Raw genomic sequence first — 23,039 nt, 5'->3', positions numbered from 1 at the left:
TGAGACCGGAGGGGGAACCATGACCGCACTGACCACGTCCGACGCCGATCGCGTCGCGGCGCTCGAGGCCTGCGAGGCGGCAGGGCGCCTCGACGACGCGTTCCTCACCCGGTTCGATGAGCAGTTCCCGCGGTTGCACGGCCTCTTCACCCGCCTCTACGGCGAGCGCACCGACGGCCGCGAGCAGCTGGCGGCCACGGTGGCGACGGCATCCGCCTCGTGGAATGCGCGCCCTCTCGACCTGAAGGTGCACGACGCGCAACGCGCCGCCGACCCCGAGTGGTTCCAGTCCGAGCGCATGCTGGGCGGCGTCTGCTACGTCGACCGCTTCGCCGGCAACCTCGCCGGCGTGCGCGAGCTGATCCCCTCGTTCCGCGAACTCGGGCTGACCTACCTGCACCTCATGCCGCTGTTCGACGCCCCCGCCGGCGACAACGACGGCGGCTATGCCGTCTCGAGCTACCGGCGCGTCAACCCGAGCCTGGGCACGATGGCGCAACTGGCCGAGCTGGCGGCAGAGCTGCGGCTGGCGGGCATCTCGCTCGTACTCGACTTCATCTTCAACCACACCAGCAACGAGCACGAGTGGGCTCAGAAGGCCGTGGCGGGCGACCCCGACTACGCCGACTTCTATCTGATCTTCCCCGACCGACAGATGCCCGACGCCTACGAGCGCACGACCCGGGAGATCTTTCCCGACGACCACCGTGGATCGTTCGTGCAGCTCGAGGACGGCCGCTGGATCTGGTCGACCTTCTACCACTACCAGTGGGACCTCAACTACGCGAACCCCGCCGTCTTCCGGGCGATGGCGGGCGAGATGCTGTTCCTGGCGAACCAGGGCGTCGAGGTGCTCCGGATGGATGCCGTGGCCTTCATCTGGAAGCGTCTGGGAACGTCCTGCGAGTCGCTGCCCGAAGCCCACCTGCTGCTGCAGGCGTTCAACGCGGTGCTCGCGATGGCCGCGCCCGGCATGATCTTCAAGTCCGAGGCGATCGTCCACCCCGACGAGGTCGTCAGCTACATCTCACCCGACGAGTGCGAGCTGTCGTACAACCCGCTGCAGATGGCGCTGACGTGGGAGGCGCTCGCCACGCGCGACGGCCGGCTCCTGCAGCAGGCGCTGGATCGACGCCACGCGCTGCCGGCCGGCACGGCATGGGTGAACTACGTCCGCAGCCACGACGACATCGGGTGGACGTTCGCCGACGAGGACGCGGCCGAGCTCGGCATCGACGGCTACACCCACCGACAGTTCCTCAACCGCTTCTACACGGGCCGCCACGAGGGAACGTTCGCGCGCGGCGTCGCCTTCCAGGAGAACCCCGTCACCGGCGATGCCCGCGTCACCGGGACGACGGCGTCCCTGGCCGGTATCGAAGCGGGAGATCCCGGCGGGGAGGATCGCGTGATCCTCGCGCACGCCCTGGCACTGTCGACCGGCGGCATCCCCCTGCTGTACCTCGGGGACGAGGTCGCACAGCTCAACGACTACTCCTACGCCGACGATCCGGTTCGCCGTGGCGACACCCGCTGGGTGCACCGCGGCCATCGTCCGCGCGATGCCTACGCGCAGCGCGACGACGACACCACGCCGGCCGGGCGGGTGTTCCGCCGGCTCACCAAGCTGATCTCGGTGCGCCAGCAGTCTCCGGAGCTCGCGGGCAACGCGCTCATCCCCTTCCATACCCCGCACCCCGCCGTCGTCGGCTACCAGCGCCCCGGTGAGACCAGCACGCTGCTGGTGCTGGCGAACGTCGGCGACGCCGAGGTCACGATCGATCCGCTCACGCTGTCGGGCTTCGAGCGCACCGCCTTCGACCCCGTACACGACGCGAGCGTCGACCTCGACGAGGGTCTTGCACTGCGCCCGCACGGGTTCGTGTGGCTGCGCGTCACGCCCGTCTGACGGGCGCGCTCGTCCCTCAGGCGCCCAGCAGGCCGCCCCGCGGGCGGAACACGCCGGCACGGGCGAGCGCGAGGTAGAGCAGGCAGCCGAGGCACACGCCGAAGGCGGCGTTGAGGAACGCGGCGATGAATGCGAGGGCCGCGGCGATCGGCAGGGCCCACGCGACGCCCGCGACGTGCAGCACGAGGCCGACCGTCACGACGACGAATCCGATGACCTGCGCGAAGCGCGGGGGACGCGGGTCTTCGAGGTCGGCCGGCGGCTGCAGGCGCGGACGGATGGCGACGCGGTACAGCGCACCCCACGGCGCGGTCCGCGGAGCGGCGAAACCCCACACGAAGAGGAGGTCGACGACGAGCAGCAGGAGGAACGCCGGATCGGCGAGCCTCTCGGCGAAAGTCGCGGCCTCGCGCACAGACGTTCCCAGCAGGGCGAGGAACGTGCCGGCCAGCAGGAGCACGGCGGTGATGGATGCCGCGAAGCGCGGACCCCGGGGGTCGATGCCGGCGGGGCGGACGGAGGCGGGAGCGGAAGTGGCCACGCAGATACGTTAGGTCGCCGCACAGGCGTCGGGGCCGGGATCGTCACACTTCTTCACGCACGCGCGATCGCCGATGCCGCCGGAGAACGAGAAAGGCCCGCGGCATGCCGCGGGCCTTTCTCGTTACTGTCTCAACACAGTGTGCGCCCGAAGGGACTCGAACCCCTAACCTTCTGATCCGTAGTCAGATGCTCTATCCATTGAGCTACGGGCGCAGTTTCCGGCACCTCTTGGAGGGCCGAGGACCAGCTTAGCCTACGCGCCGGGATGTGACGAATCGGGGTCCTGCTGCTTCTGCTGAGCCGCGACACTGCGCCGATGGGCGCGAAGTTTCGGAAGGTCCACGAGCCGCAGTGCCTGCATCCGCGCCGTGCGCATTCGCTCGTAGTCCGGGTCGAGATCCGGGCGCGCGGCCTCGATCCGCAGCGTTCGATCGATGTTGCCGGCCACCTCTGCCCACGCGGCATCCCGCGCGTCCAGGACGAGCTTGCGCAGCTCTTCGGTGTCGTCGGCGCGACGCCGCAGCTCATGGGCGACGTGCAGCGACTGCTTCTGGCGGCGGCGCAGGTTGCGCACATCGCGACTGCGATAGTCGTGCGTGCCGTCCGAGTCGGTGTGGCGGCCGCGGGCAGCGCGACGCTGCCGTTCGGTGCGCGCCGCATCGTCCTCCGCTTCCGCGGCGAGGGTCTCCAGGGCTTCCTTGGCCTCGGGGAGATACCGATCGAGGTCGAAGTCCTCTCCCTCGGCGAGGATGTGGACGAGGATCGTGTTCTTCAGGCTCAGCCGCGTCGCCGCGGACGCGATGTACAGCCCCTCCGCGACCACGTCACGGGTGCGTACGCGCTTCTCGTTGACCACGGCATCCCCTCCCCTCGATCCTAGGGAAGACCGACGCCGGGACGGAATGCGCGACGGGCGCTCAGGCCGGCGACGTGTACCGATCGGAGCTGAAGCCGATAATGAAGAACCCGATGGGGGCGAACAGCAGCAGCAGCACGATCGAGAAGAAGGCGCCGTGCCCGAACCCGCGGCCGATGCGGATCGCCACGATGATGAAGAAGATGACGTTGACGATCGGAACGATCGCCAACAACCCCCACCACGCCGAGAATCCTGCGATCTTCACCTGGATGAACCAGTTCACGATGGGGATGAGGGCGAGGATGCCGGGGTATCCGGCCTTGCTGAACACCTTCCACATCGCCACGGCGAGCAGCACGTAATAGACGACGAACAGGACGAGACCGGTGCCGCCGCCGAAAGCCGCCTGCCACTGGTCCAGAGTGCCGGTGTTGTTCACGGCGCCATCCTAGGGGTCGTGCGCGCCCGCCCACCAGCGCGGGCTGCGGCGACCGCACGGGCTGCGGTTAGCACGGGCACGGCACCGGCGACAAGCCCTTTCATGTGGCGCAGACGGTTCGTACCGTGGAGGTCCGACCTGATGAAAGGAGTCGCCATGGGATTCATCGACGACGCGAAGGACGCGGCCGAGACGGCCGGCCGGAAGATCAAGGAAGGCTTCGAGGACACGGTCGACCGTGTCTCCGACAAGATCGACGAGGCGAAGGCCGACGCCGAGGTCAAGAAGGCCGAAGCCGAGCGCGACTCCGTCCACAAGCGCAACGAGATCAAGGAAGAGATCCGCGGCGACCACTGAGTCGTCTCCTCACGCCGAAGGGCCCCGACACGTCCGTGTCGGGGCCCTTTCGCGTGAGAGGGGGACTGCCGCAGTCAGATACCGACGGCGGCGATGCGCCAGGATGCCGAGACCGATCCGCCGGCCGGGATGACGATCAGGCCCGCGTCGTAGTCGTAGCGATCGGCGTTGAAGGCGTCCGGAGCGCAGGTCATCGGCTCGACGGCGAGGCCGGCGCGGTGACCGGGATCGGGGCTGCCGTCGGCCAGCGGCGGGCGGTCGGCCGTGTGGATCTGCACCCAGGGGCACGCCTGATCCCAGACCATCTCCACGCCGGTACCGGACGGGTCGACCAACCGCACGGTCGCCACACCGTCCGCGCGGGACAGCCCGGTGAACGCGTGGTCGATCTCCACATCGCCGAGCACCCGCGGCGCGCGCCAGTCGAAACGATCCGAGCCGGCGACCTCGGCGAGCGCGATGGGAGCGAGCTGGTGGTCGGTGACCTCGAGCACCCGGTCGGCGGGCAGCGTCAACGTCCACCCGTCCAGCGGCGCAGAACCGGCCACCAGATACGGATGCGGACCGGTGCCGAACGGCGCAGCATCCGCGCTCTCATTCGTCGCCGCCACGGTCTGGGTGAGACCGTCGGCACCCAACCGGTAGGTCGTCTCCACACGCACGCGCCACGGGTAGCCGGACTGCGGCACGATCACCGCCGCCAGCGTGACCGCGTCGGCGGTGTGATCGACGACGGCGAAGTCGAGCCAGACGGCGAGGCCGTGCAGCGCATTCGGGCGGCCGATGTCACTGAGCGCGAGTTCGTAGCTGTGCCCGCCGAAGGAATACGCGCCGTCGACGACGCGATTCGGCCAGGGGGCGAGAGTGGCACCGCGGAAGGCGGGGCGCACCTCGTCGGCAGCGAAGGGGACGACGAGGTCGCGCCCGTCGAACGTGAGCGCACGCAGCGACGCGCCGACGCTGGCGATGTGCGCTTCGTAGGCTCCGTGACGGAGGGTCACGTCGGTCCCCGAGGCGGGAACGGACGCGGTGGTCGGGGCAGGTGTCTGTGGCATCGTCAACATCGTAGTGTCAGGGGCGGTCGCCGGTGGCGACCGGCCGGTCGGGAGTATTCGACCACTGGCTCCAGGAGCCCGGGTACAGAGCCGCGTCGTGGCCCGCGACCGCGAGCGCCAGAACGGCGTGGGCAGCGGTGATGCCCGAGCCGCAGTAGACACCGACGGACTGTCCCTCCAGATCGGCGTAGCGGGAACGCAGCACGTCGGGGGCGAGGAGCCGGCCCTCGGCATCCAGGTTCTCGGTGGTCGGCGCGTTGCGGGCGCCCGGGATGTGTCCGGCGGCGGGGTCGAGCGGTTCGACGTCGCCGCGGTAGCGCTCCGGTGCGCGGGCGTCCAGGAGCACGCCGCTGTATGCAAGGGATGCCGCGGCGTCGATGTCGAGCCTGCGGCGCTGTCCCGCATGCAGCGTCACGGCGCCCGGCGTGGGGATCACGTCGCCGGTCTCGAGGGCCCCTCCGGCGGCGCGCCACGCGCGCAGCCCGCCGTCGAGCACCCGGGCGGGAACGCCGGCGTCCGTGAGCATCCACCAGGCGCGGGCCGCGGCGAACGAGTTCCAATCGTCGTAGACGACGACGGTGTCGCCGTCATCGATCCCCCAGCTGCGCACGGAACGCTCGAAGTCAGCCGGAGACGGAAGGGGATGACGCCCCTCGCTCGCAGCCCCGTGCACGGCGAGCTCGCCGTCCATGCGGACGTACACGGCACCGGGCACGTGGCCGTCGCGGTACGCCTCCGCGCCGTCGGGGGCGTCGAGGCGGTAACGCACATCGAGGACGACCGGCGGCGCGAGAGAGCCCAGCTGGGCCTTCAGCTCGGAGGGGGTGATGAGGGGAGACATGCTCATGGGAGAGAGGTTACGCGCGAGCGCGTGCGGGCGGACGCCGACTTCTCGGCATCCGCCCGCACGCTCAGGGGATCAGTCCGAGACGCGGCTCAGGTGGCGGCGGCGCCAGATCACGGCCCCACCCGCCAACAGGAGCAGCACCCCGGCGAACGCACCTGCAACCAGGCCGTCGGACTGACCGCCGGTCGCGGCGAGGTTCGAGCCGCCCGCCGCGGGTGCCGGCGTCGACGTACCTGTACCCGTGCCCGGATCGCCGCCCGCGTCGCCGTCGGCGAGCACGGTGATCGCCGCGGACGCGACGACCTCACCATCGACCCGCACCTGGATGGTGTGGCTGCCCGGTTCGAGGTCGGACGGGATGACGACCGGCGCGGAGAACGCGCCATCGACGACATCCGCCTCCGCGAGCGCCCGGTAGGTGCTGGCCACACCGACCTCGACGCGCGGCACGGTGAAGTCGCTGCCCGTCACGGTGAGCGCGCCGCCGGCACGAACCTCGGTCGCGCTCAGGGCGATCGACGGGTCGTTCTCGACGGGCGCCTGCGCGGCCGTGAACGTCCAGTTGTCGACCTCGAACAGCGGCCCCGTGGCCTCGACCGCCGCGGACTCGGGCTGGGCGAACACGAAGAACACGTCGTGCGTGCCCGTCGCGCCGGTGACATCGGCGGTGACCGTGGTCCACTCGCCGGCCGTGCCCTCCACCGGGAGCGTCGCGACGACCGGGCCGTCGACGTTGTCCAGGCGGACCTGCACCGAGGCACCTTCAACCAGCGGCTTCACGCGCGCCGACACCGTCGCCGCACCCTCGCCGAACGCGACCTGCGACAGCGCGGCGAAGTCACCGTCGTCGATGCCGGACAGCGCCATGTTGCCGTTGCCGTTGTGCTCCGGGAACTCGACCGAGGGCTGGGTCGTCGCCGTCGTCTTCACGCCGAGCTGCCAGGCCAGTGTCTCGGCCTCGAACGTACGGTACGGGTCGAAGTCTTCGACCTGCGCAACGCCGGCGCGCGTGCCGACGATGGGCTTGATCGTGCCGTCCGCATTGAACTCGAGCTTGTCGATGTGCACCGAGCGGTACCCCTGCGTCTGTCCCGCCGTGCCGAGGGCCTGCGCCCACGCGGCCCCGCGCGTCTGCGCGTGGTAGGTGAAGTAGGTCTCGCCCTTGTAGGTGAACATGTCGGAGTGGTTGTTGCCGCCGTTGCCCGGTCCGAAGAACGTGCTCGGGTTCTGGAAGGCCACACCGGCGTACGTCGATGCCGGCAGCTTCATCGGGTCATCGGTCATCATGTAGGCGATACCGCCGCGCGACGGATACTGCCCCGGGACCTCGTTCACCTGGAAGTTCGACGAGTACGAGTAGTAGTACTTGCCGTCCCGCTTGAAGATGGACGACGCCTCGAACATGCCGGGGCCGTCGATCTCGACGGGGTCACCGTCGAGGGTGACCATGTCGTCCTTCAGCTTCACGACGCGCGTCGACTTCGGGTTCTGCGGTCCCTGGACGTTGGCGCCCGAGCCGATCTGCGAGTTGCCGCCGAAGTACAGGTACGCCTGACCGTCGTCGTCGATGAACACCTCGGGGTCGAACAGCCACATGCCGGCGGGGAAGCCCCCGTTGTTGACGTAGTCGCGCGAGACGGTGTCGGGGATGATCTTCTTGCCGAGCGGATCGGTCCACGGTCCGAGCGGCGAACCGCCCACGACCACGGCGGTGCCGGTGCCGCTGTCGCAGAAGTACAGGTAGACCTTGCCGTCCTTCTCGATCGCCGCGGGCGCCCACGAGTTGCGCGCCCACGGAGCCGCGCCGCCCTCGCGAGCGATCGGCACGGAGCCGTGATCGACCCAGTTGACCATGTCGGTCGTCGACATGACGTTCAGCGTCGTGATCGCCCCGTACCCGTTCGACGCCGTCGGAAGCCCATTGGCGTCCTTCGAGTTGGCCTCGTACTGCTGCGTGTCGTTGGTCGAGTAGATGTAGAGGCGACCGTTGTAGATGAGGTGGTGCGGGTCGGCGCCGAACTTGTGGCCCACCAGCGGGTTGTGGTCACCGATCGGCTTGGTCTGCACCTTCTCCAGCGAGGTGAAGCCGGGGCCGGCCGGAGCGTCCGAGATCTTGACGAGCGAGATCTCGTCGACCTGGAAGTCCTGGAGCGCGTTGGAGTTCCACGGGGTCTCGACGAACAGCCAGTCCATGCCGGGGTGGCGCTGGTCGGCGACGAAGTCCTTCGAGAACGATCCCCACTCGCCCTTGGTGAAGCTCTGACCACGATCGTCGCAGCCGTTGAAGTTGGCCGGGCAGAAGGTGAAGTTGAACTGCTGGGTGTCGGGACCCTCGGTGTACTTGAGTTTCGCGCTCAGACGGTAGCCCGCCCCGGCCTCGAGCTTGCCGGTGACACTGGCGAACGGACCGGATTGCGTGTTCGTGCGGCCTGTGACCTTCAGCGCGTTCAGGCCGCTCGCGGCATCCGTCGTCAGCGCCAGCGTGCCGCCGCGCGGAGCCTGCCACCCGGTGAAGCCGTCGACGAAGCGACCGTCGGGCAGCAGGTTGCCGGGGACGACCGGCACTTCCGGCACCGTGGGGGTCGTCGGCGTCGTGCTCTGAACCGTCAGTGATGCATCGTCGACGACGAAGGAGGCGACGGTCGTGTCCCACGGCGTCTCGACGAAGAGGTAGTCGTACGTGTCGACGGCCGGGGTGAAGGTCTTCGTGAGCGTGAGCCATTCACCCGACGTCGCCGTGCCACCGACCACCGGCGCGCACGCGCTGCGCGAGGCCGTGCAAAGGGTCACGTTGACGTTATGCGTCGCCGGCGTGCCGGTGTATTTGATCGACAGCGACAGATCGTAGGAGCGATCGGTCTTCAGCTGCCCGGTCACGGTCGCGGCCGGCCCGGACTGGAACCCCGTCCGGCCGGAGATCTGGATGGCCCCGGTGCCCGTGCGGGCATCGCTGCTGGCCGCAAGCGTGCCGCCGAACGGTGCGCTCCAGCCGGCGATGCCGCCTTCGAACGTGCCGTTGCTCAACAGCTCGGTCGTCGCCGCCGTCGCCGGCGAGGTCGCGAGCGCCGACAGGACCAGCGCGCCGACGCCGGCGAGTGCGCCGACACGGCGCAGCGCCGGCCGCGGAGAGGGTGTGGGTGGTTTTGTGTGATGACTCACGTCGATGACTCCTTTGATTGGGTACCTCGGTGCGCCCATCGGCAGGAGCCTCGACGTTCAGTGTGAGCACGCCTCGCGGGGTGTACACTTTCGCCGTTCCAGACCGAGGCGGCTTCGCCGCCCGTGCACAGTCGGGAACACTCCGACGACTCCTCGGACGGTGGGCGCACGCGAAGTGCAGTGCGAGAACGTGCCGGCATGCACGCTCTCCCGATCCCTGTCCGGGGAGTCGTCCGGTCTGTGCGAAGACGGCGGCGCTCGGGTGAGCGACACTGCCCCCGACATCCCGTTCGGATGGAACGTTCGCGATGTTACCGGTACCACAAAGGAGCGGCAAGCCCGCTCCCGCGGTTTCGATGCCCGTTTCGATGGGTTATCGATAACAGCCCCCACCCCGCCTCATGGACATCAACCGGGTCTCGGGTGCATACTTTCAGTATGACTGAAGGTATCGTCGACGCAGCGCCGTCCCGGCGCGAATGGATGGGACTCGCGGTCCTCGCCGCCGGACTCGGCATGATCGTGCTGGATGGGACGATCGTCGGTGTCGCCATGCCCGACATCATCCGCGACCTCACACTCGACCTGACCGACGCGCAGTGGGTCTCGAGCCTGTACGCGGTGCTGCTCGCGGCGCTCCTGCTGTCCACCGGCAAGCTCGCGGACCGCTTCGGCCGCAAGCTCCTCTTCCTGCTCGGCATCCTGGTCTTCGTCGGCGGCAGTGTGTGGGCGGCGGCATCCACGACGGGCGGGGCGCTCATCTCGGCGCGCGCCGTGCAGGCCGTCGGCGCCGCGTTCATCATGCCGTCGACGCTCTCGACGGTGAACGCCGTCTTCCGGGGCCGCTACCGCGCCGCCGCCTTCGGGGTGTGGGGCGCGGTCATCTCGGGCGCCGCAGCGATCGGACCGCTGGTAGGAGGCGCGCTCACCCAGTACGCCTCGTGGCAGTGGGTGTTCCTGGTGAACCTGCCCTTGGGTGCGGTTGTCTTCGCGCTGGCACTGTGGGCCGTGCCCGAAACGCGAGGTGCCGGCTTCCGCCGCGGCGCCGACGTCGACGGCGCGTTGCTGTCGGCCATCGGTTTCGGCTCGCTCGTCTTCGCCGTCATCGAAGGACCCGATCTGGGCTGGTGGACGCCCAAGTCCGACCTCGTGATAGCCGGCTGGGTCTGGCCCGCGTCGGCCCCGGTCTCGATCGTGCCCGTCTGCCTCGCCGTCGCCGCCGTCGCACTGACGCTGTTCGTCTTCTGGGAGCGGCACCGCGAACGCGTCCAACGCGACGCCCTACTCGATCTGCACCTCTTCTCTCTGCGCACCTTCTCGTGGGGCAATGTGACCGCCGCCATGGTCGCCGTCGGCGAGTTCGCGATCATCTTCGTCCTCCCGCTCTACCTCACGGCGGCGCTCGGACTGTCGATCATGCAGACGGGTCTGGTCCTGGCCGCCATGGCGTTCGGGGCGTTCGCGTCGGGAGCGGCAGCACGACATCTCGCCGCGCGGTTCGGCTCCCCCGGCACCGTGCTGATCGGCCTGGCCCTGGAAGTCATCGGCATCGTGATCCTCGCCGGGATCGTCGCCGCCACGACGCCGGGGTGGGTCATCGCCGTGCCGCTCGTCCTCTACGGCCTCGGCCTCGGCCTCGCGTCTGCCCAGCTCACGGGCACGGTGCTGCGCGATGTGCCGGTGGAGATCAGCGGCCAGGGCTCGGCGACGCAGTCGACCGTCCGCCAGATCGGCACGGCGCTCGGCACCGCGTTCGCCGGGGCGGCACTGTCGGTCTCGCTCGCGCTGACCCTTCCCGGAGCATTGACGGATGCCGGGATCACCGGCCCCGCGGCGTCACAGCTCGCCGACGCGACGCGGACGTCGGCGGGCACCCTGATCTCGCAGCTGCGCGCGGAGGGCTCCGCCAGCATGCTCGGAGCACAGACCGATGCCGCCGTGCACGCCCTTTCGGCAGGGTTCGCCGACGCGACCCGCTGGTCACTGCTGCTCGCATCGCTGTTCCTCCTGCTGGGTCTCGTCGGCGCCGCACAGCTGCGGCGGTTCGCCCGGCGTTAGGCTCGGAACCATGCGTATCGCCGTGACCGGAGCATCCGGAAAGCTGGGAACCGTCGTCGTCCGCGAACTGCGAGAGGCGGGTCATGACGTCGTCGGAATGGACGTCGTGGGCACCCGCGGCGCCGGCTTCGTGCAGGTCGACTTCACCGACTACGGACAGACCGTCGACGCCCTGCAGGCTGTCAACGACCAGCACGACGGGCTCGACGCGGTCGTGCACCTCGCGGCCATCCCGGCTCCCGGCATCCGCTCCGACGTCGCCACCTTCCACAACAACATCGCGGTCACCTTCAACGTGATGTGGGCGGCGATCCGGCTGGGCATCACCCGCATCGTCACCGCGTCGAGCGAGACCGTGCAGGGCCTGCCGTTCGACGTGCCGCCGCCGTACCTGCCGGTCGACGAGGAGTACGCCGCCCGCCCCGAGACGGTCTATTCGCTCGTGAAGCACCTCGAGGAGACCATGGAGAAGGAGCTCGTGCGGTGGCACCCCGAGGTGTCGATCACCGCGCTGCGCTTTTCCAACGTCATGGTCCCGGCCGACTACGCCGAGTTCCCCTCGTTCGACGCCGACGCGACCCTGCGCAAGTGGAACCTGTGGAGCTACATCGACGCCCGAGACGCCGCCGCCGTCATCGGCCGGGCACTGGAGGTCGCGCCGGCCGGGTTCGACCACTTCCTCATCGCGAACACCGACACGGTCATGAGCCGCCCGAACGCGGAACTGGTCGCCGACGTGTTCCCCGACGTCGAGGTCCGCGGCGACCTCGGCGTCAACGATTCGCTCTTCTCGACCGCGAAGGCGCAGCGACTGCTGGGCTGGACCCCCCAGCACTCCTGGCGCGACGAGGTCTGAGCCGCGCGCGGGGCGAGCGCCGACGGAGTCCAGGGCGCGGCCGCTACAGCCACCCCTTGTCCTGCGCGATCCGCACGGCCTGAGCCCGGTTCGACGCGCCGAGCTTGCCGATCGCGGCGGAGAGGTTGTTGCGAACCGTGCCGGCCGACAAGTACACCTCTGCGGCGATCGCGGGGGCATCGCGGCCGTCGGCGGCAAGGCGGAGGATCTGCCGCTCCCGTTCGCTGAGCGGGTTGGCGCCGTCGAACAGGCTCGCCTCGGCGAGCTGCGGGTCGACGACCCGCAGCCCGGCATGCACTCGCCTCACCGCGTCGGCGAGGTGCTCGACCGATGCGTCTTTCACGACGAATCCGGCGGCCCCGGCATCCAAGGCGGCGCGAAGATAGCCCGGTCGGGCGAACGTCGTGACGATGAGCACCCGCGTGTGCGGACTGGCCGCACGGATCGCCAGGGTCGCCTCGATCCCGTCCCGACCGGGCATCTGGATGTCCATGAGACACACATCGGGCCGCTCGGCCTCGACGATGCGAAGGGCCTCGTCGCCGTCGCCGGCGACACCGACCACCCTCATGTCCGGCTCGAGATCGAGCAGCGCAGCCAGAGCCCCGCGGAGCATCGCCTGGTCGTCGGCGAGGACGATCCGAATGCCCCCGGCCCGATCTTCGACGCTCACCACGTCACCTCCACGCTCGTGCCGCCCGCACCTGCGGCCGTGATCGACAGCCGCGCCCCCGACATGGCGGCGCGCTCCCGCATCCCCCGCACACCGTTGCCCTCGGGTCCGCGTATGCCGCGCCCGTCGTCGGCCACGACGAGGCCGCCCGGACGGATACGGACCGACACGGCGGAGGCGGCGGCGTGGCGAAGCACGTTCGTCGTCGCCTCCCGGAGGATCCAGCTCGCCGTGAGGGCCTGTGCGGGCGAGAGCGTCTCGGCATCCCCGTGCACGACGAACCCGACGCCCGCGGCGCGCAGCACGTCGCGACTGGTCGCCAGCTCGTCGGCGAGCGTCGCACTGCGGATGCCGGCGACGGTCTCCCGCACCCCCGACAGCGCCTCCGCGGTGAGAGCCTCGATGTCGGCGAGCTCGGCGTCGGCGCGCTCGGGATCGGTGGCGATGAGCCGTCGCGCGAGCTGCGCTTTGACGCGCACGACGGTCAGTGAATGGCCGATCAAGTCATGCACGTCGCGCGCGACGGCCTCGCGCCCCTCGCTCGTCGCGAGCTCGACTTCGAGCTGCTGCGCCTGCACGGAGCGGACGATGAGCGCCGTCGTGACGGTGTTGACGGTCGCCAGGAGCACGATGATCGCGAGCACCGCCACGTAATCGACGCCATCCGGCAGCAGAAGCACCGTCGCCGCCGCGACGCCGATTCCGCCCGCGACCGTCGCCCAGTGGGCCGGACGGGTGAGGCCGTAGGACGCGAACGACATGACGAACGGAACGAAACTCAGCGCGTTGCCCGACACCGCGGGGATGGTGAGCGCGGCGCACACGATCAGCGCGCCGAACGCCACCCACTGGATCGGCCTCGGCGGCGTGAGCAGCCCCCCGCCGTCGCCGCTCATGCCGTTGAGGAAGGCTGCGATGTAGATGAGCACGAAGGCGACGAGCGCGACCCAGCCTGTCACGATCCAGCCGGCATCGGCGGCCGATCGCAGCAGGCCGAGAATCGGGTAGATGAGGAAGACGAGCCACACGACGGCCATGACCCAGCCGTAGCGTTCCCAGACCGAGTCGGGGCCCCGCTCCCGCACGCGCCCTGCCTCGCGACTCATGCTCTCGACCCTACCGACGGGCGCGAGAGCGCTTCACACCGACGCCGACCAGCGCGGCGAACACGACCAGCCACACGACGATGTTGAGGGCGATGCCCCACGGCTGATCGGTCTGACCGGTGGTGAGGACACCGTCGGTGAGCGGCCAGCGCGCGAGCGCCACCACACCGTACATCGGTGTGAACCGGGCGATGTCGAGCATCGTGCCGTCCAACGGCATGAAGACGTTGCCGAAGAATCCGAAGAAGGTCAGCGAGATCGAGGCGAGCGTCGCCGCGCCGTCCGAGCGGAACACGAGCCCCATCCCCAGCCCGTAGAGCCCGAACAGCAGCGCACCGCCGAGAACGAGAACCGCGGAGGCGGCCCAGCGCCATCCGTCCGACGCCTCCGCTCCCGTGGCGGCGCCGACCACGAAGACGAGCGCCACCGCGAGCGTCGCCGCCGCCAGCGCGGTGATCAGCTTCGTCGCCGCGTACCCGGCGGTGCGCAGCGGCGTCATGGCCAGCTGGCGTCCCCATCCCTGCGCCGCCTCGACAGCCGCCGTCGAGGTCGCCGAGGTCATCGCCACCGCCGCACCGTAGGCCGCCATCGACACCATGACGTAGAAGCGGACGTTGCCGTGTCCGGCCGACATCCCGCCATAGGCGGCGCCCGCACCGAACAGCAGGTACATCCCCACCGGCATCGCGAGAGTGAACGCGAGCGTGTACGGGTTTCGCACCTGACGCAGCGCCTCCACGCGCAGCATCGTGGGCGAGATCGTGAACGCGTGAGTCATGGGTCAGTCCTCCGTCAGTGCCGTGAAGGCGGTCTCGAGTGTGGGAGCCGTGACCTCGAGGTCGTGGGCGCCGGCGCGCAGCAGGGCGAACGCCGCGGCGTCGGCGTCGACGGCGCGCAGGTGAACGCGCCCGCCGTCCTCGCGCAGGTCGGTGACACCGTTCGTCGCAGCGAGAACGCCGACCAGCGCCGCGGCGCCGTCGGCGGGAAGGGTCGCGGCCACCGTGCGGGCGCCGAGGCTCGCCCGCAGCTGCGCCGTCGGAGCGTCCGCGACGATCCGCCCGCGGTGCATCACGACGGTGCGTTGCGCGAAGTGCTCCGCCTCTTCGAGGTAGTGGGTGGCGAAGACGATCGTGCGCCCGGCATCCGCCTGCGCTCGCATCACGTCCCAGAACCGCTGGCGCGCCGTCACGTCCATGCCCGCGGTCGGCTCATCGAGCACGAGGATCTCGGGATCGGCCACGAGCGCCAGCGCGAAGCGCACCCGCTGCTGCTCACCGCCGGAGCACTTCGACACCCGACGCCTGGCAAGCGGCTCCAACGCCGTCTGCCGCATCACTTCCGGCACTCGTTGCAGGGCCGCACGCCCGTGCAGCGAGGCGATCACCTCGACGCTCTCACGCACCGTGATGTCGCCGAGCAGCCCTCCGGTCTGCAGGACGGCGGCGATGCGACCGGATGCCGCGGCATCCGCCGCCCGCTGCCCGAGCACCCGCACCGTGCCCGCGGTGGGCTCGACCAGCCCGAGCAGCATGTCGAGGGTCGTGGTCTTGCCGGCGCCGTTGGGTCCCAGCAGGGCCACGATCTCGCCCCGGCGGACGGTGAGGTCGATGCCGTCGACCGCGCGCACGGTGCGCTCGCCGAGACCGAAGGAGCGCTCCAGGCCGTCGAGGCGAAGGACGACGGATGTGAGGGTGGCGGCGCGTGCGGTGGTCACACATCCACTCTGATCGCGCACGCCCGGAACGTCAGGAGGGCGCTGTCACGAGCGGAACATGACACGTGTCACGTCTCGGTGCGCCTCTCACGGAGTCGCGGCGGCGCTCCGCGCCGGCCGTCCCCGCTTGGGCCGCTCAGACGAAAGCCCCTGCGCAAGCGAGGCGATCGACGGGCTGGACAGCCGCTCTTCGACGTGTGCGAGCCAGCGCACCTCCGACTCGGCGGTGAACAGCGACGCCGACAGCGGCAGCGCTCCGACCACGGATGCCGGATCGTCGACATCCACGCCGGCGTAGCGCGCCGTCAGTTCGTCGAGCCGCCCCTGAGATGCCGCACGCTGCGCGCGCACCAGGTACAGCACATCGACTCCGGGCAGGGTCGCTGCGAGAGCGACCTTCACCGCCAGTTCGTCGCGGGTTGCTTCCCCCCGCTCGACAGGAGTGTCGAACCATTCGCGCACGGCGGCCGATCCGTCGTCCGTGATGCGCCAGTACACGTGGCCCTGGGCGTCGACGTCGTCTTTGGAGACGAGCCCGTCGCGCTCCAGGCGCTCCAGGGTGTTGTAGATCTGGCCGACGTTCAGCGAGCTCGCCCCGGTGCGTCGCGTGAACTCGGCGCGCAGCTGATACCCGTAGCACGGCGCTTGATCGAGGATCGCCAGCAGGCTGTGACGCACCGACATCTGTGCTCCCCCGACCTTCCAGTATGTAATTTCTCAGTATATGCATACGCGGAAAATCGGCCCGCACAGGGCGTGCGGCTGGCGGCCGCCAGCCGTCAGTCCCCTGCGCGAAGCCGCACCGCGAGTGCCGCCGCCGTTCCCACGGCAGCGCCGACGAGCGTGTCGAGGATGCGCTCCAGAGCGAGCGGCAGCGTCTCGCCCGTGCCCGTCGCCGCGCCGATCAGCAGCAGCACGAGCGGCGTGATGAACACCAGTGCGAGCGCGTAGTGGCGCACCACGACCATCTCGATCGCGAACTGCAGTACGCCCAGCAGCAGCCCGAGTGCCCAGACGGGCAGCGGCACGAATGCCAGCCCGAGATACAGCGCGCCGCCGACCACGGTGCCCACGGTGCGGTGGACGCCGCGCGTCGCCGCATCCCGCCGCCCCACCGGCAGCCCGACCACGGCCAGACCCGCGCAGACGATCCAGTACGAGCGTGCCGGGTCGACGACCACCGCCGCGGCCACGCCCGCGACGCCCACGATCGCCGCACGCAGCGTGAGGGTCTGCGCGAGCGCCGACCACTGCAGCGGAAAGAGCTCCGCACGCGGTCGAGGCCGCTCGCGGCGGTACCGCGGCAACAGCAGCGGTGCCGCGACCAGCAGGCAGGCGAACGCGCCCGACGCGGCGACGACGGCGAGGTAGACCGCCGGGTCCACGGCACGCGCACCGCCGTGCCGCGAGGTGATCTGCGCAGACAGACCGAAGACCAGCACGAAGAACACCGGTCCGGGTGGCCCGAGCGAGACGGCACCGGCCAGCGCCGACACGACGATCGTGGTGACCAGCACCCCGCCGAGCACGAACGCAACGCCGCCCTGCGCCGCCAGCGTGCCGCCGGCGGCGCACACCCACAGCACCAGCGCCAACAGCGGCGCGACGCGGGCGCGCTCGCGAGGGCGCAGCCAGCCGCCGTAGATCACGGCGAAAGCCCCGGTCGCCGACAGGAGCGCGAGGTCGGCGTGACCGGATGCCGCGAGCGCAACGATCGGCACGGCCATGGCGAGTCCCGCCTGCAACGCGAGTGGCCAGCGCCGGCCGCGCGCGGGACCGAACGTCGCAAGGCTCCGCGCGACGTGGGCCGCCTCCGCGCGCACGCGGGCGCCGAAGCGGGGCGACGGGGTGGACGACGACATCCCCTCATTCTCCCTCGCCCCTCGGGCCGACTCCCCCGGTTCGCACAGCCGGCACCGAGGAGGGCTGGCTACGGTCGAGACCATGGAAGCGATTTCGCAGCCCCTGTCCATCTCGACCGACGAGGGGGTGGCGACCTTCTCCCCCGAGCAGCTGCGGATGATGCGCGACGAGTTCCAGCGTTTCCTGCTCGAGTACCAGTTCGGCCTGCGGGAGGTCGAGACCAAGCTCGGCATCCTCCGCGACGAATTCCTGCTGATGCACGACTACAACCCGATCGAGCACGTCTCCAGTCGGGTGAAGTCGGCCGACAGCCTCGTCGACAAGATCACGCGCAAGGGTGTCGATCCCAGCTTCGACGCGATCCGCGCGGCCATCACCGACATCGCCGGCATCCGGGTGACGACGAGCTTCACGAAGGACGCCTACCGCCTGTTCGACCTGCTCACCCAGCAGGACGACATCACCGTGCGCGAGGTGAAGGACTACATCGCCCACCCGAAGGCCAACGGCTACAAGAGTCTGCACGTGATCGTCGAGGTCCCCGTGTTCCTCTCGTCGGGGCGCGTCGACGTCGCCGTCGAGGTGCAGTTCCGCACGATCGCGATGGATTTCTGGGCGAGCCTGGAGCACAAGATCTACTACAAGTACGCCGGCGCGGTTCCCGACGGACTGCTCGCCGAACTCAAAGAGGCGGCCGACTCGGCATCCCTGCTGGATGCCCGCATGGAACGCCTGCACGGGCAGCTGCACGGCCCGGCCTCAGCGACGATCCGGGCCGTCTGAGCACGCCGGCGCCTAACCTGGACGCATGAGCGAGGATCCGCGCCTGGAGGCGGCGCGCTACCGGATCGCGCAGGAGGCGCGCGCGTCCGGCGAGGGCGCCCCGGCGGTGGGCGCCACCGATGCGCCTGCGCCCGCGCACGGCACGCCCACCGCCCACGACCGCGCGATGTACGTCGAGACGGCCGTCCAGCAGGCGATCCGCCGCGGAGACTTCGACGGTCTGCCCGGCGCCGGTAAACCGTTGGAAGGCCTCGGCGACCACCACGACCCCGACTGGTGGATCCGCCGCAAGATCCAGAACGAGCGCCTCACCGGCCTCGGACCCGCCGCGCTGATGCTGCGCACCGAGGATGCCGAGTTCGCGCAGACCCTCGACGCCCTGACGCGCGAAGCCGACGTGCGTGCCCACGTCGACGACTTCAACCGGCGCGTGGTCGAGGCCCGCCGCCAGCTGCAGGGCGGCCCTCCCGTGGTGACGGCGACCCGCGACGTCGATGGCGAGGTCGCGGCGTGGCACGAGCGTCGTCGGCAGCGCCTCGCGGCGGCATCCACCCCGCCGTCGCCGCCCGAGCCTCGACGCCGGCGCGGTCTGTTCCGCCGACGCTGAACCGGCAGCGGATGCGCAGGCGAGCAACGGATGCGGATGCCGAGCGCCTCGGCATCCGCATCCGTTGATGGTTTCCGATTCTGTGAACTCCGCAGCGGCGAGCGCACAGCACGGGCCGGGTCAGCCGAGCGCGGCCCGCCAGTCCTCGAGCAGGCGTGCGGTCGTGCGGGTCTGCGCCCACGGCATTTCGGGCGCCTCGGTCCGGCCGTCGCGCAGCGCCAGGATCGTGGCATCCGCCTCGGCGGCCATCGGGCTGATCGTCGCCGTGCGGATCCGCTCGACGGTGCCGTCGGCGCGGCGCAGCACGGCTTCTGCCGTCGAGACCACGCGGCTGCCCCACACGTTCTCGATCTCGAGCTCGCCCTCCGTTCCGCGCACCACCGCACGACGGGGCAGATCGGCGGTGATCGCCGTCGCGATCCGCGCCTCGAAGCCGCCGAACGCGATCGTGGCCCGGGCCTGCTCGTCGACGGCGCCCACGACACCGTCGGCGTCCACGATCACGGGCGGGTGGTCGATGCCCGCCCACGCGGCCAGCCCCACGACGAAGGATGCCGGGTAGCACCCGACATCGAGGATCGCACCGCCGGCGGTCGCCGGGTCGAACAGACGCCCCTCATGAGCGTCGGCGGCGAACCCGAGCGTGGAGTCCACCGACCGCAGCTCGCCGATCACGCCGGAGGAGACGAGCCGGCTCAGCTGCTCTGCGAACGGACCGAAGCGGTACTTGAACGCCTCCACGAGCGGCAGCCCGGCCCGCGCCGCATGGTCGAGCACGGCCTCGGTCTCGGCCGTCGAGATCCCGAGGGGCTTTTCGCAGAGCACCGCCTTGCCCGCATCGAGGGCGGCGTGCGCGAGCTCGGCGTGCGTCGTGTGGACGGTGCCGATGTAGACGGCATCCACGTCCTCGCGCGCCAGCACCTCGTGGTAGGTACCGGCCACCGGCGCGCCGTGGCGGTCGGCGAACTCACGCGCCCGGATGCCGTCGCGCGCTCCCACCGCGTGCAGAACCCCGTGTTCCGCGTGCGGCAGCGCCGCGAGGAAGTCGCCCGTGATGACACCGGCGCCCAGAACCGCCCAGCGTGCTTTCTCGCTCATGGCTCCACGCTAGCGGCGCCGCTGGAGGCCCACGCGCATGGGATGCCGCGAAGTGTTACGACCGATCCGTCACAATCACCCACATCGCCCTAATCTGTGCTGGTGAGCACGCAGCCCGACAGCGACGACTACGGCTTCGACACCCGCCAGGTGCACGCCGGCGAGGTCGACGACCGCAACCACGGCGCACGCATCACCCCCATCTACCTCACGGCCGCCTACCGCTTCGACTCGTTCGCGCAGGCCGAGGACCGCTTCACGGGAGCGGAGACGGGTCAGCTGTACTCCCGCAACCTCAATCCGACGCACGAAGTCGCCGAGCGCCGCATCGCCTCGCTCGAAGGTGGGACGGGAGCGATCGTCGTGGGCTCCGGTCAAGCGGCGATCACGGCGCTGCTGCTGGGGCTCGCCGGCGCCGGCGAGCGTCTCGTGTCGACCGCGAGCATCTACAGCGGCACGCGCATCCTCTTCGATCGCACCTTCGCCCGCCTGGGCGTGTCGACCGACTACGTGCGCGACCCGGCCGACGAGGCCGAGTGGGAGCGTCTGATCACGCCGCAGACGAAGGCGATCTTCGTCGAGACGATCCCCAATCCGAAGAACGACCTCGTCGATGTCGCCGCGGTCGCCCGCATCGCACGGCGGCACACGATCCCCCTGATCGTGGACAACACCGTCGCGACCCCGTACCTCATCCGGCCGCTCGAGCACGGCGCCGATGTCGTCGTGCACTCCTCGACGAAGTTCCTCACCGGTCACGGCGCCGCCCTGTCGGGCGTCATCGTCGACGGCGGCCGCTTCGACTGGGCCGGCTCGTCGCGCGACTACCCGGGGCTGACCGCACCGGCCGCCCCCGGCCGTCCCGCGCTCGTGGACAGCCACGGCGCCCGTGCGCTGGAGGCGTACCTGCGCTTCGGCATCGTCAACGATCTCGGGGCCGCCCTGTCGCCGGTCAACTCGTTCCTGCTGCAGCAGGGCATCGAGACGCTGTCGCTGCGCATGGCGAAGCACCTCGAGAACGCCGAGATCGTCGCCGCGTGGCTCGCGAGGCATCCCGCCGTGGAGAGCGTCGACTTCGCGGCTCTGCCCTCGAGCCCCTACCACCGCATCGCACAGGAGCGCTTCGGCGGCCACGCCGGATCGGTGTTCGCGTTCACCGTCCGCGGCGGGCGGGCCGCCGCCGAGCGCTTCTTCGACGGCCTGCGCCTCATCAGCCGCATGACGAACATCGGCGATGTCCGCTCGATGGCGCTGCATCCCGCGACGACGACGCACGTGTCGTTCCCGCCCGAGGAGCGGGAGCGGCTCGGAATCGGCGACGGACTCATCCGGCTCTCGATCGGCATCGAGACGGCATCCGACCTCATCGCCGACCTCGACCGGGCGCTGGCGGCGTCCTCCTGAGCGGAGCGCGGCCCCGGACATGTCGCCGTGTTGCGCCTGACGGAGCCCGCCTTCCTCAGTGCGTTTACCGTGGAGATATGACCTCGTCGCCCACCGCACCCATCGCCGTGCCGGTCGATGCCCCCGCGCACCACGCCACCGACCTCACCTCACCGGGTTTCTCCTCGTCGCTGTCGGCCGACGAGTTCAAGGCGCTCTTCCGCGGCCACCCGGGCGGCGTGGCGGTCATCACCGCCGATGCCGGCGACGGACCGGTCGCGCTCACGGCGACGAGCGTCGCCAGCGTCAGCGCCGAGCCGCCGCTGCTGATCTTCTCGGTGTCCGCCCTGTCGTCGTCAGCCGCCGTGCTCGCCAAGGCCGAGACCGTCGTCGTGCATCTGCTCGATGCGCACGACCTCGACCTCGCCCGCCTCGGCGCCACCAGCGGCGTCGATCGTTTCGACGGGTCGCAGCCGTGGTCGCGGCTGGTCACCGGCGAGCCGGTCTACCACGATGTGCGCGCCTGGGTGCGGTGCGCCGTCATCGAACGCATGGATGCCGGGGGCTCCACCGTGTTCGCGGCACACGCACTGCAGTCGCAGCTCGAGCGCGACGTCGCCCCGGGAGAGCCCGGCGACGCGCTGGTCTACCACAACCGCACCTGGCACCGTCTCGGCGAGCACTCCCGCATCTCCTGAGGTCGCCGACCGCCGGGGCACCGAACGCGACGGGCTACGGCGCCGGCGGTCGCGCGACCAGGAGCTCACCGCGGCCGCTGACGACCACATCGCCCTCCGCTGCAGCGACCAGCCAGGTCGTCCCCACCCGAGCGGGGGCGCCACTGATCACCACGTCGCCGTCCGTCACCACGATGACGGCGAAGCCCGCGGAGATCACGGCCGCACCCTCCACGACACGACGCTCGAGACGGAAGTACGCATCCGCCGCCGCGGGAAACACCGACCCCTCATGCCCGACCGGCGCCGGGTGGACGAGCTCGTCGATCTCGGCGGCGCTGCGCGCCCGACGGGTGACGGCGGTGAGGGCCCGGTCGAACCCGATCCCCACGTGGCCATCGGCCGCGCCGTCCAATGCGAAGCCGCGCCACTCGAGAAGGATCGAGAGGTCCTCGGGTTGCTGCAGCTCCAGCAGGAGCACGCCCTCACCGATCGCGTGCAGCTCTCCGGGAGGCACCCACACCACGTCGCCCGGGTGCACCTCCACGCGGTGCAGCAGCGCCAGCAGCTCCTCGGTGCGCTGGCGGGCCACCATCTGCGCCAACCGGTCGAGGTCGACGTCCTCACGCAGCCCCAGGTGCACCGTTCCGCCGGAGAGGATGTACCAGGCCTCGGCCTTTCCGTGCGCGCGCCCGAGATCGGCGGCCGCAAAGGCGTCGTCGGGATGGGCGTGTACGGGCAGGCGCTGACCGGCGTCGAGGAGCTTCACGAGCAGACGCGTATCGGCACCCCACCGCTGCGCGTGCGCACCGCCCAGCCAGTGCACGGGGTCGGCGGCGACGGCATCGCGCAGCAGGATGCCGCGCCCTCCGCCGCCGTCGGGAAGCGCCGTCAGCCCCGTGAGCGCCGCACCGGACACCGTGGTCGTGGAGGCGATCCAGTCCTCCGGTTCGCGTCCGGCCGGTGGCGCCTCGCCCCGGAACGCGCACAGGCGCGCGCCGCCGCGGTAGAAGCGATCCGCGGGACGGTTCGAGGGCAGCCGGATGGGCATGA

Annotated in this window: 22 protein-coding genes and 1 tRNA gene; 8 read left to right on the top strand and 15 right to left on the bottom strand. The window is 70.5% G+C overall.

Annotated elements, in window-relative coordinates:
• Positions 1 to 19: 19 nt before the first annotated feature.
• Positions 20 to 1,909: an amylosucrase gene (locus tag PP359_RS11415; RefSeq protein WP_499250632.1), complete on the top strand. Its 1,890-nt coding sequence runs from the start codon at positions 20 to 22 to the stop codon at positions 1,907 to 1,909.
• Positions 1,910 to 1,925: 16 nt separating this feature from the next.
• Here the strand turns inward: PP359_RS11415 and PP359_RS11410 are convergent, their stop codons facing one another.
• The 4 genes from PP359_RS11410 to PP359_RS11395 form a co-directional block, all read right to left on the bottom strand.
• A complete protein-coding gene (locus PP359_RS11410; RefSeq protein ID WP_036316236.1) occupies positions 1,926 to 2,450 on the bottom strand; it encodes a DUF4395 domain-containing protein in 525 nt (174 codons plus the stop codon).
• Between the two features lie 142 nt (positions 2,451 to 2,592).
• Positions 2,593 to 2,665, bottom strand: a tRNA-Arg gene (locus PP359_RS11405).
• 40 nt (positions 2,666 to 2,705) lie between these two features.
• Entirely contained in the window at positions 2,706 to 3,308 is a 603-nt protein-coding gene (locus tag PP359_RS11400) for a hypothetical protein (RefSeq protein WP_005049690.1), read from the bottom strand.
• A gap of 61 nt (positions 3,309 to 3,369) precedes the next feature.
• A complete protein-coding gene (locus PP359_RS11395; protein ID WP_036316238.1) occupies positions 3,370 to 3,750 on the bottom strand; it encodes a DUF5684 domain-containing protein in 381 nt (126 codons plus the stop codon).
• Positions 3,751 to 3,906: 156 nt separating this feature from the next.
• Here PP359_RS11395 and PP359_RS11390 point away from each other — a divergent pair, with 156 nt between their 5' ends.
• Positions 3,907 to 4,107: a hypothetical protein gene (locus PP359_RS11390; RefSeq protein ID WP_005049688.1), complete on the top strand. Its 201-nt coding sequence runs from the start codon at positions 3,907 to 3,909 to the stop codon at positions 4,105 to 4,107.
• 74 nt (positions 4,108 to 4,181) lie between these two features.
• On the opposite strand, the gene PP359_RS11385 is transcribed toward PP359_RS11390, so the two are convergent.
• The 3 genes from PP359_RS11385 to PP359_RS11375 all read right to left on the bottom strand — a co-directional run bounded on the left by PP359_RS11385 (position 4,182) and on the right by PP359_RS11375 (position 9,168).
• Entirely contained in the window at positions 4,182 to 5,162 is a 981-nt protein-coding gene (locus PP359_RS11385) for an aldose 1-epimerase family protein (RefSeq protein ID WP_005049686.1), read from the bottom strand.
• Positions 5,163 to 5,178: 16 nt separating this feature from the next.
• Positions 5,179 to 6,009, bottom strand: coding sequence for a sulfurtransferase (locus PP359_RS11380; RefSeq protein ID WP_499250631.1), 831 nt, complete (start codon positions 6,007 to 6,009; stop codon positions 5,179 to 5,181).
• Between the two features lie 72 nt (positions 6,010 to 6,081).
• The gene (locus tag PP359_RS11375) at positions 6,082 to 9,168 is read right to left on the bottom strand and encodes a family 43 glycosylhydrolase (RefSeq protein WP_499250630.1); all 3,087 of its coding nucleotides are present in this window, start codon (positions 9,166 to 9,168) and stop codon (positions 6,082 to 6,084) included.
• 438 nt (positions 9,169 to 9,606) lie between these two features.
• Between PP359_RS11375 and PP359_RS11370 the strand changes: the two genes are divergently transcribed.
• Together PP359_RS11370 and PP359_RS11365 are read left to right on the top strand one after the other, a co-directional pair.
• Positions 9,607 to 11,226: an MFS transporter gene (locus PP359_RS11370; protein ID WP_499250629.1), complete on the top strand. Its 1,620-nt coding sequence runs from the start codon at positions 9,607 to 9,609 to the stop codon at positions 11,224 to 11,226.
• Positions 11,227 to 11,236: 10 nt separating this feature from the next.
• Entirely contained in the window at positions 11,237 to 12,082 is an 846-nt protein-coding gene (locus tag PP359_RS11365; RefSeq protein ID WP_036316432.1) for an NAD-dependent epimerase/dehydratase family protein, read from the top strand.
• Between the two features lie 43 nt (positions 12,083 to 12,125).
• Here the strand turns inward: PP359_RS11365 and PP359_RS11360 are convergent, their stop codons facing one another.
• The 6 genes from PP359_RS11360 to PP359_RS11335 all read right to left on the bottom strand — a co-directional run bounded on the left by PP359_RS11360 (position 12,126) and on the right by PP359_RS11335 (position 17,437).
• Positions 12,126 to 12,755: a response regulator transcription factor gene (locus tag PP359_RS11360; protein WP_499250628.1), complete on the bottom strand. Its 630-nt coding sequence runs from the start codon at positions 12,753 to 12,755 to the stop codon at positions 12,126 to 12,128.
• Positions 12,752 to 13,861, bottom strand: a complete 1,110-nt coding sequence (locus PP359_RS11355) for a sensor histidine kinase (protein WP_499250627.1) — start codon at positions 13,859 to 13,861, stop codon at positions 12,752 to 12,754. Before PP359_RS11355 ends, PP359_RS11360 begins: the two co-directional genes overlap by 4 nt.
• Before the next feature lie 10 nt (positions 13,862 to 13,871).
• The gene (locus PP359_RS11350; protein WP_499250626.1) at positions 13,872 to 14,639 is read right to left on the bottom strand and encodes an ABC transporter permease; all 768 of its coding nucleotides are present in this window, start codon (positions 14,637 to 14,639) and stop codon (positions 13,872 to 13,874) included.
• A 3-nt stretch (positions 14,640 to 14,642) separates the two neighbouring features.
• The gene (locus PP359_RS11345; RefSeq protein ID WP_499250625.1) at positions 14,643 to 15,575 is read right to left on the bottom strand and encodes an ABC transporter ATP-binding protein; all 933 of its coding nucleotides are present in this window, start codon (positions 15,573 to 15,575) and stop codon (positions 14,643 to 14,645) included.
• An 87-nt stretch (positions 15,576 to 15,662) separates the two neighbouring features.
• A complete protein-coding gene (locus PP359_RS11340) occupies positions 15,663 to 16,259 on the bottom strand; it encodes a PadR family transcriptional regulator (RefSeq protein WP_112931835.1) in 597 nt (198 codons plus the stop codon).
• Between the two features lie 95 nt (positions 16,260 to 16,354).
• A complete protein-coding gene (locus tag PP359_RS11335) occupies positions 16,355 to 17,437 on the bottom strand; it encodes an FUSC family protein (protein ID WP_499250624.1) in 1,083 nt (360 codons plus the stop codon).
• Positions 17,438 to 17,519: 82 nt separating this feature from the next.
• Between PP359_RS11335 and PP359_RS11330 the strand changes: the two genes are divergently transcribed.
• Together PP359_RS11330 and PP359_RS11325 are read left to right on the top strand one after the other, a co-directional pair.
• Complete coding sequence (locus PP359_RS11330; protein WP_499250623.1) at positions 17,520 to 18,221, top strand: GTP pyrophosphokinase; 702 nt, start codon at positions 17,520 to 17,522, stop codon at positions 18,219 to 18,221.
• A 25-nt stretch (positions 18,222 to 18,246) separates the two neighbouring features.
• Positions 18,247 to 18,828, top strand: coding sequence for a DnaJ family domain-containing protein (locus PP359_RS11325; RefSeq protein ID WP_499250622.1), 582 nt, complete (start codon positions 18,247 to 18,249; stop codon positions 18,826 to 18,828).
• A 120-nt stretch (positions 18,829 to 18,948) separates the two neighbouring features.
• Here the strand turns inward: PP359_RS11325 and PP359_RS11320 are convergent, their stop codons facing one another.
• Entirely contained in the window at positions 18,949 to 19,926 is a 978-nt protein-coding gene (locus PP359_RS11320; RefSeq protein WP_499250621.1) for a Gfo/Idh/MocA family protein, read from the bottom strand.
• Between the two features lie 102 nt (positions 19,927 to 20,028).
• On the opposite strand from PP359_RS11320, the gene PP359_RS11315 reads away from it, so the two are divergent.
• Together PP359_RS11315 and PP359_RS11310 are read left to right on the top strand one after the other, a co-directional pair.
• Entirely contained in the window at positions 20,029 to 21,330 is a 1,302-nt protein-coding gene (locus tag PP359_RS11315; RefSeq protein WP_499250620.1) for an O-acetylhomoserine aminocarboxypropyltransferase/cysteine synthase family protein, read from the top strand.
• Positions 21,331 to 21,407: 77 nt separating this feature from the next.
• Positions 21,408 to 22,007 (top strand): flavin reductase family protein, encoded by a 600-nt coding sequence (locus PP359_RS11310; protein WP_036316412.1) that lies wholly within the window; start codon positions 21,408 to 21,410, stop codon positions 22,005 to 22,007.
• 34 nt (positions 22,008 to 22,041) lie between these two features.
• Here the strand turns inward: PP359_RS11310 and PP359_RS11305 are convergent, their stop codons facing one another.
• Positions 22,042 to 23,037, bottom strand: a complete 996-nt coding sequence (locus PP359_RS11305; protein WP_499250619.1) for a class I mannose-6-phosphate isomerase — start codon at positions 23,035 to 23,037, stop codon at positions 22,042 to 22,044.
• Between the last annotated feature and the right edge of the window lie 2 nt (positions 23,038 to 23,039).

Origin of the sequence: Sphingomonas sp. BLCC-B65 (assembly GCF_028550675.1) — a bacterium.
In the GTDB taxonomy this organism is placed as follows: domain Bacteria; phylum Actinomycetota; class Actinomycetes; order Actinomycetales; family Microbacteriaceae; genus Microbacterium.
The sequence above is the reverse complement of the archived record's forward strand: the minus strand, read 5'-3'. Positions and strand labels throughout refer to the sequence as shown.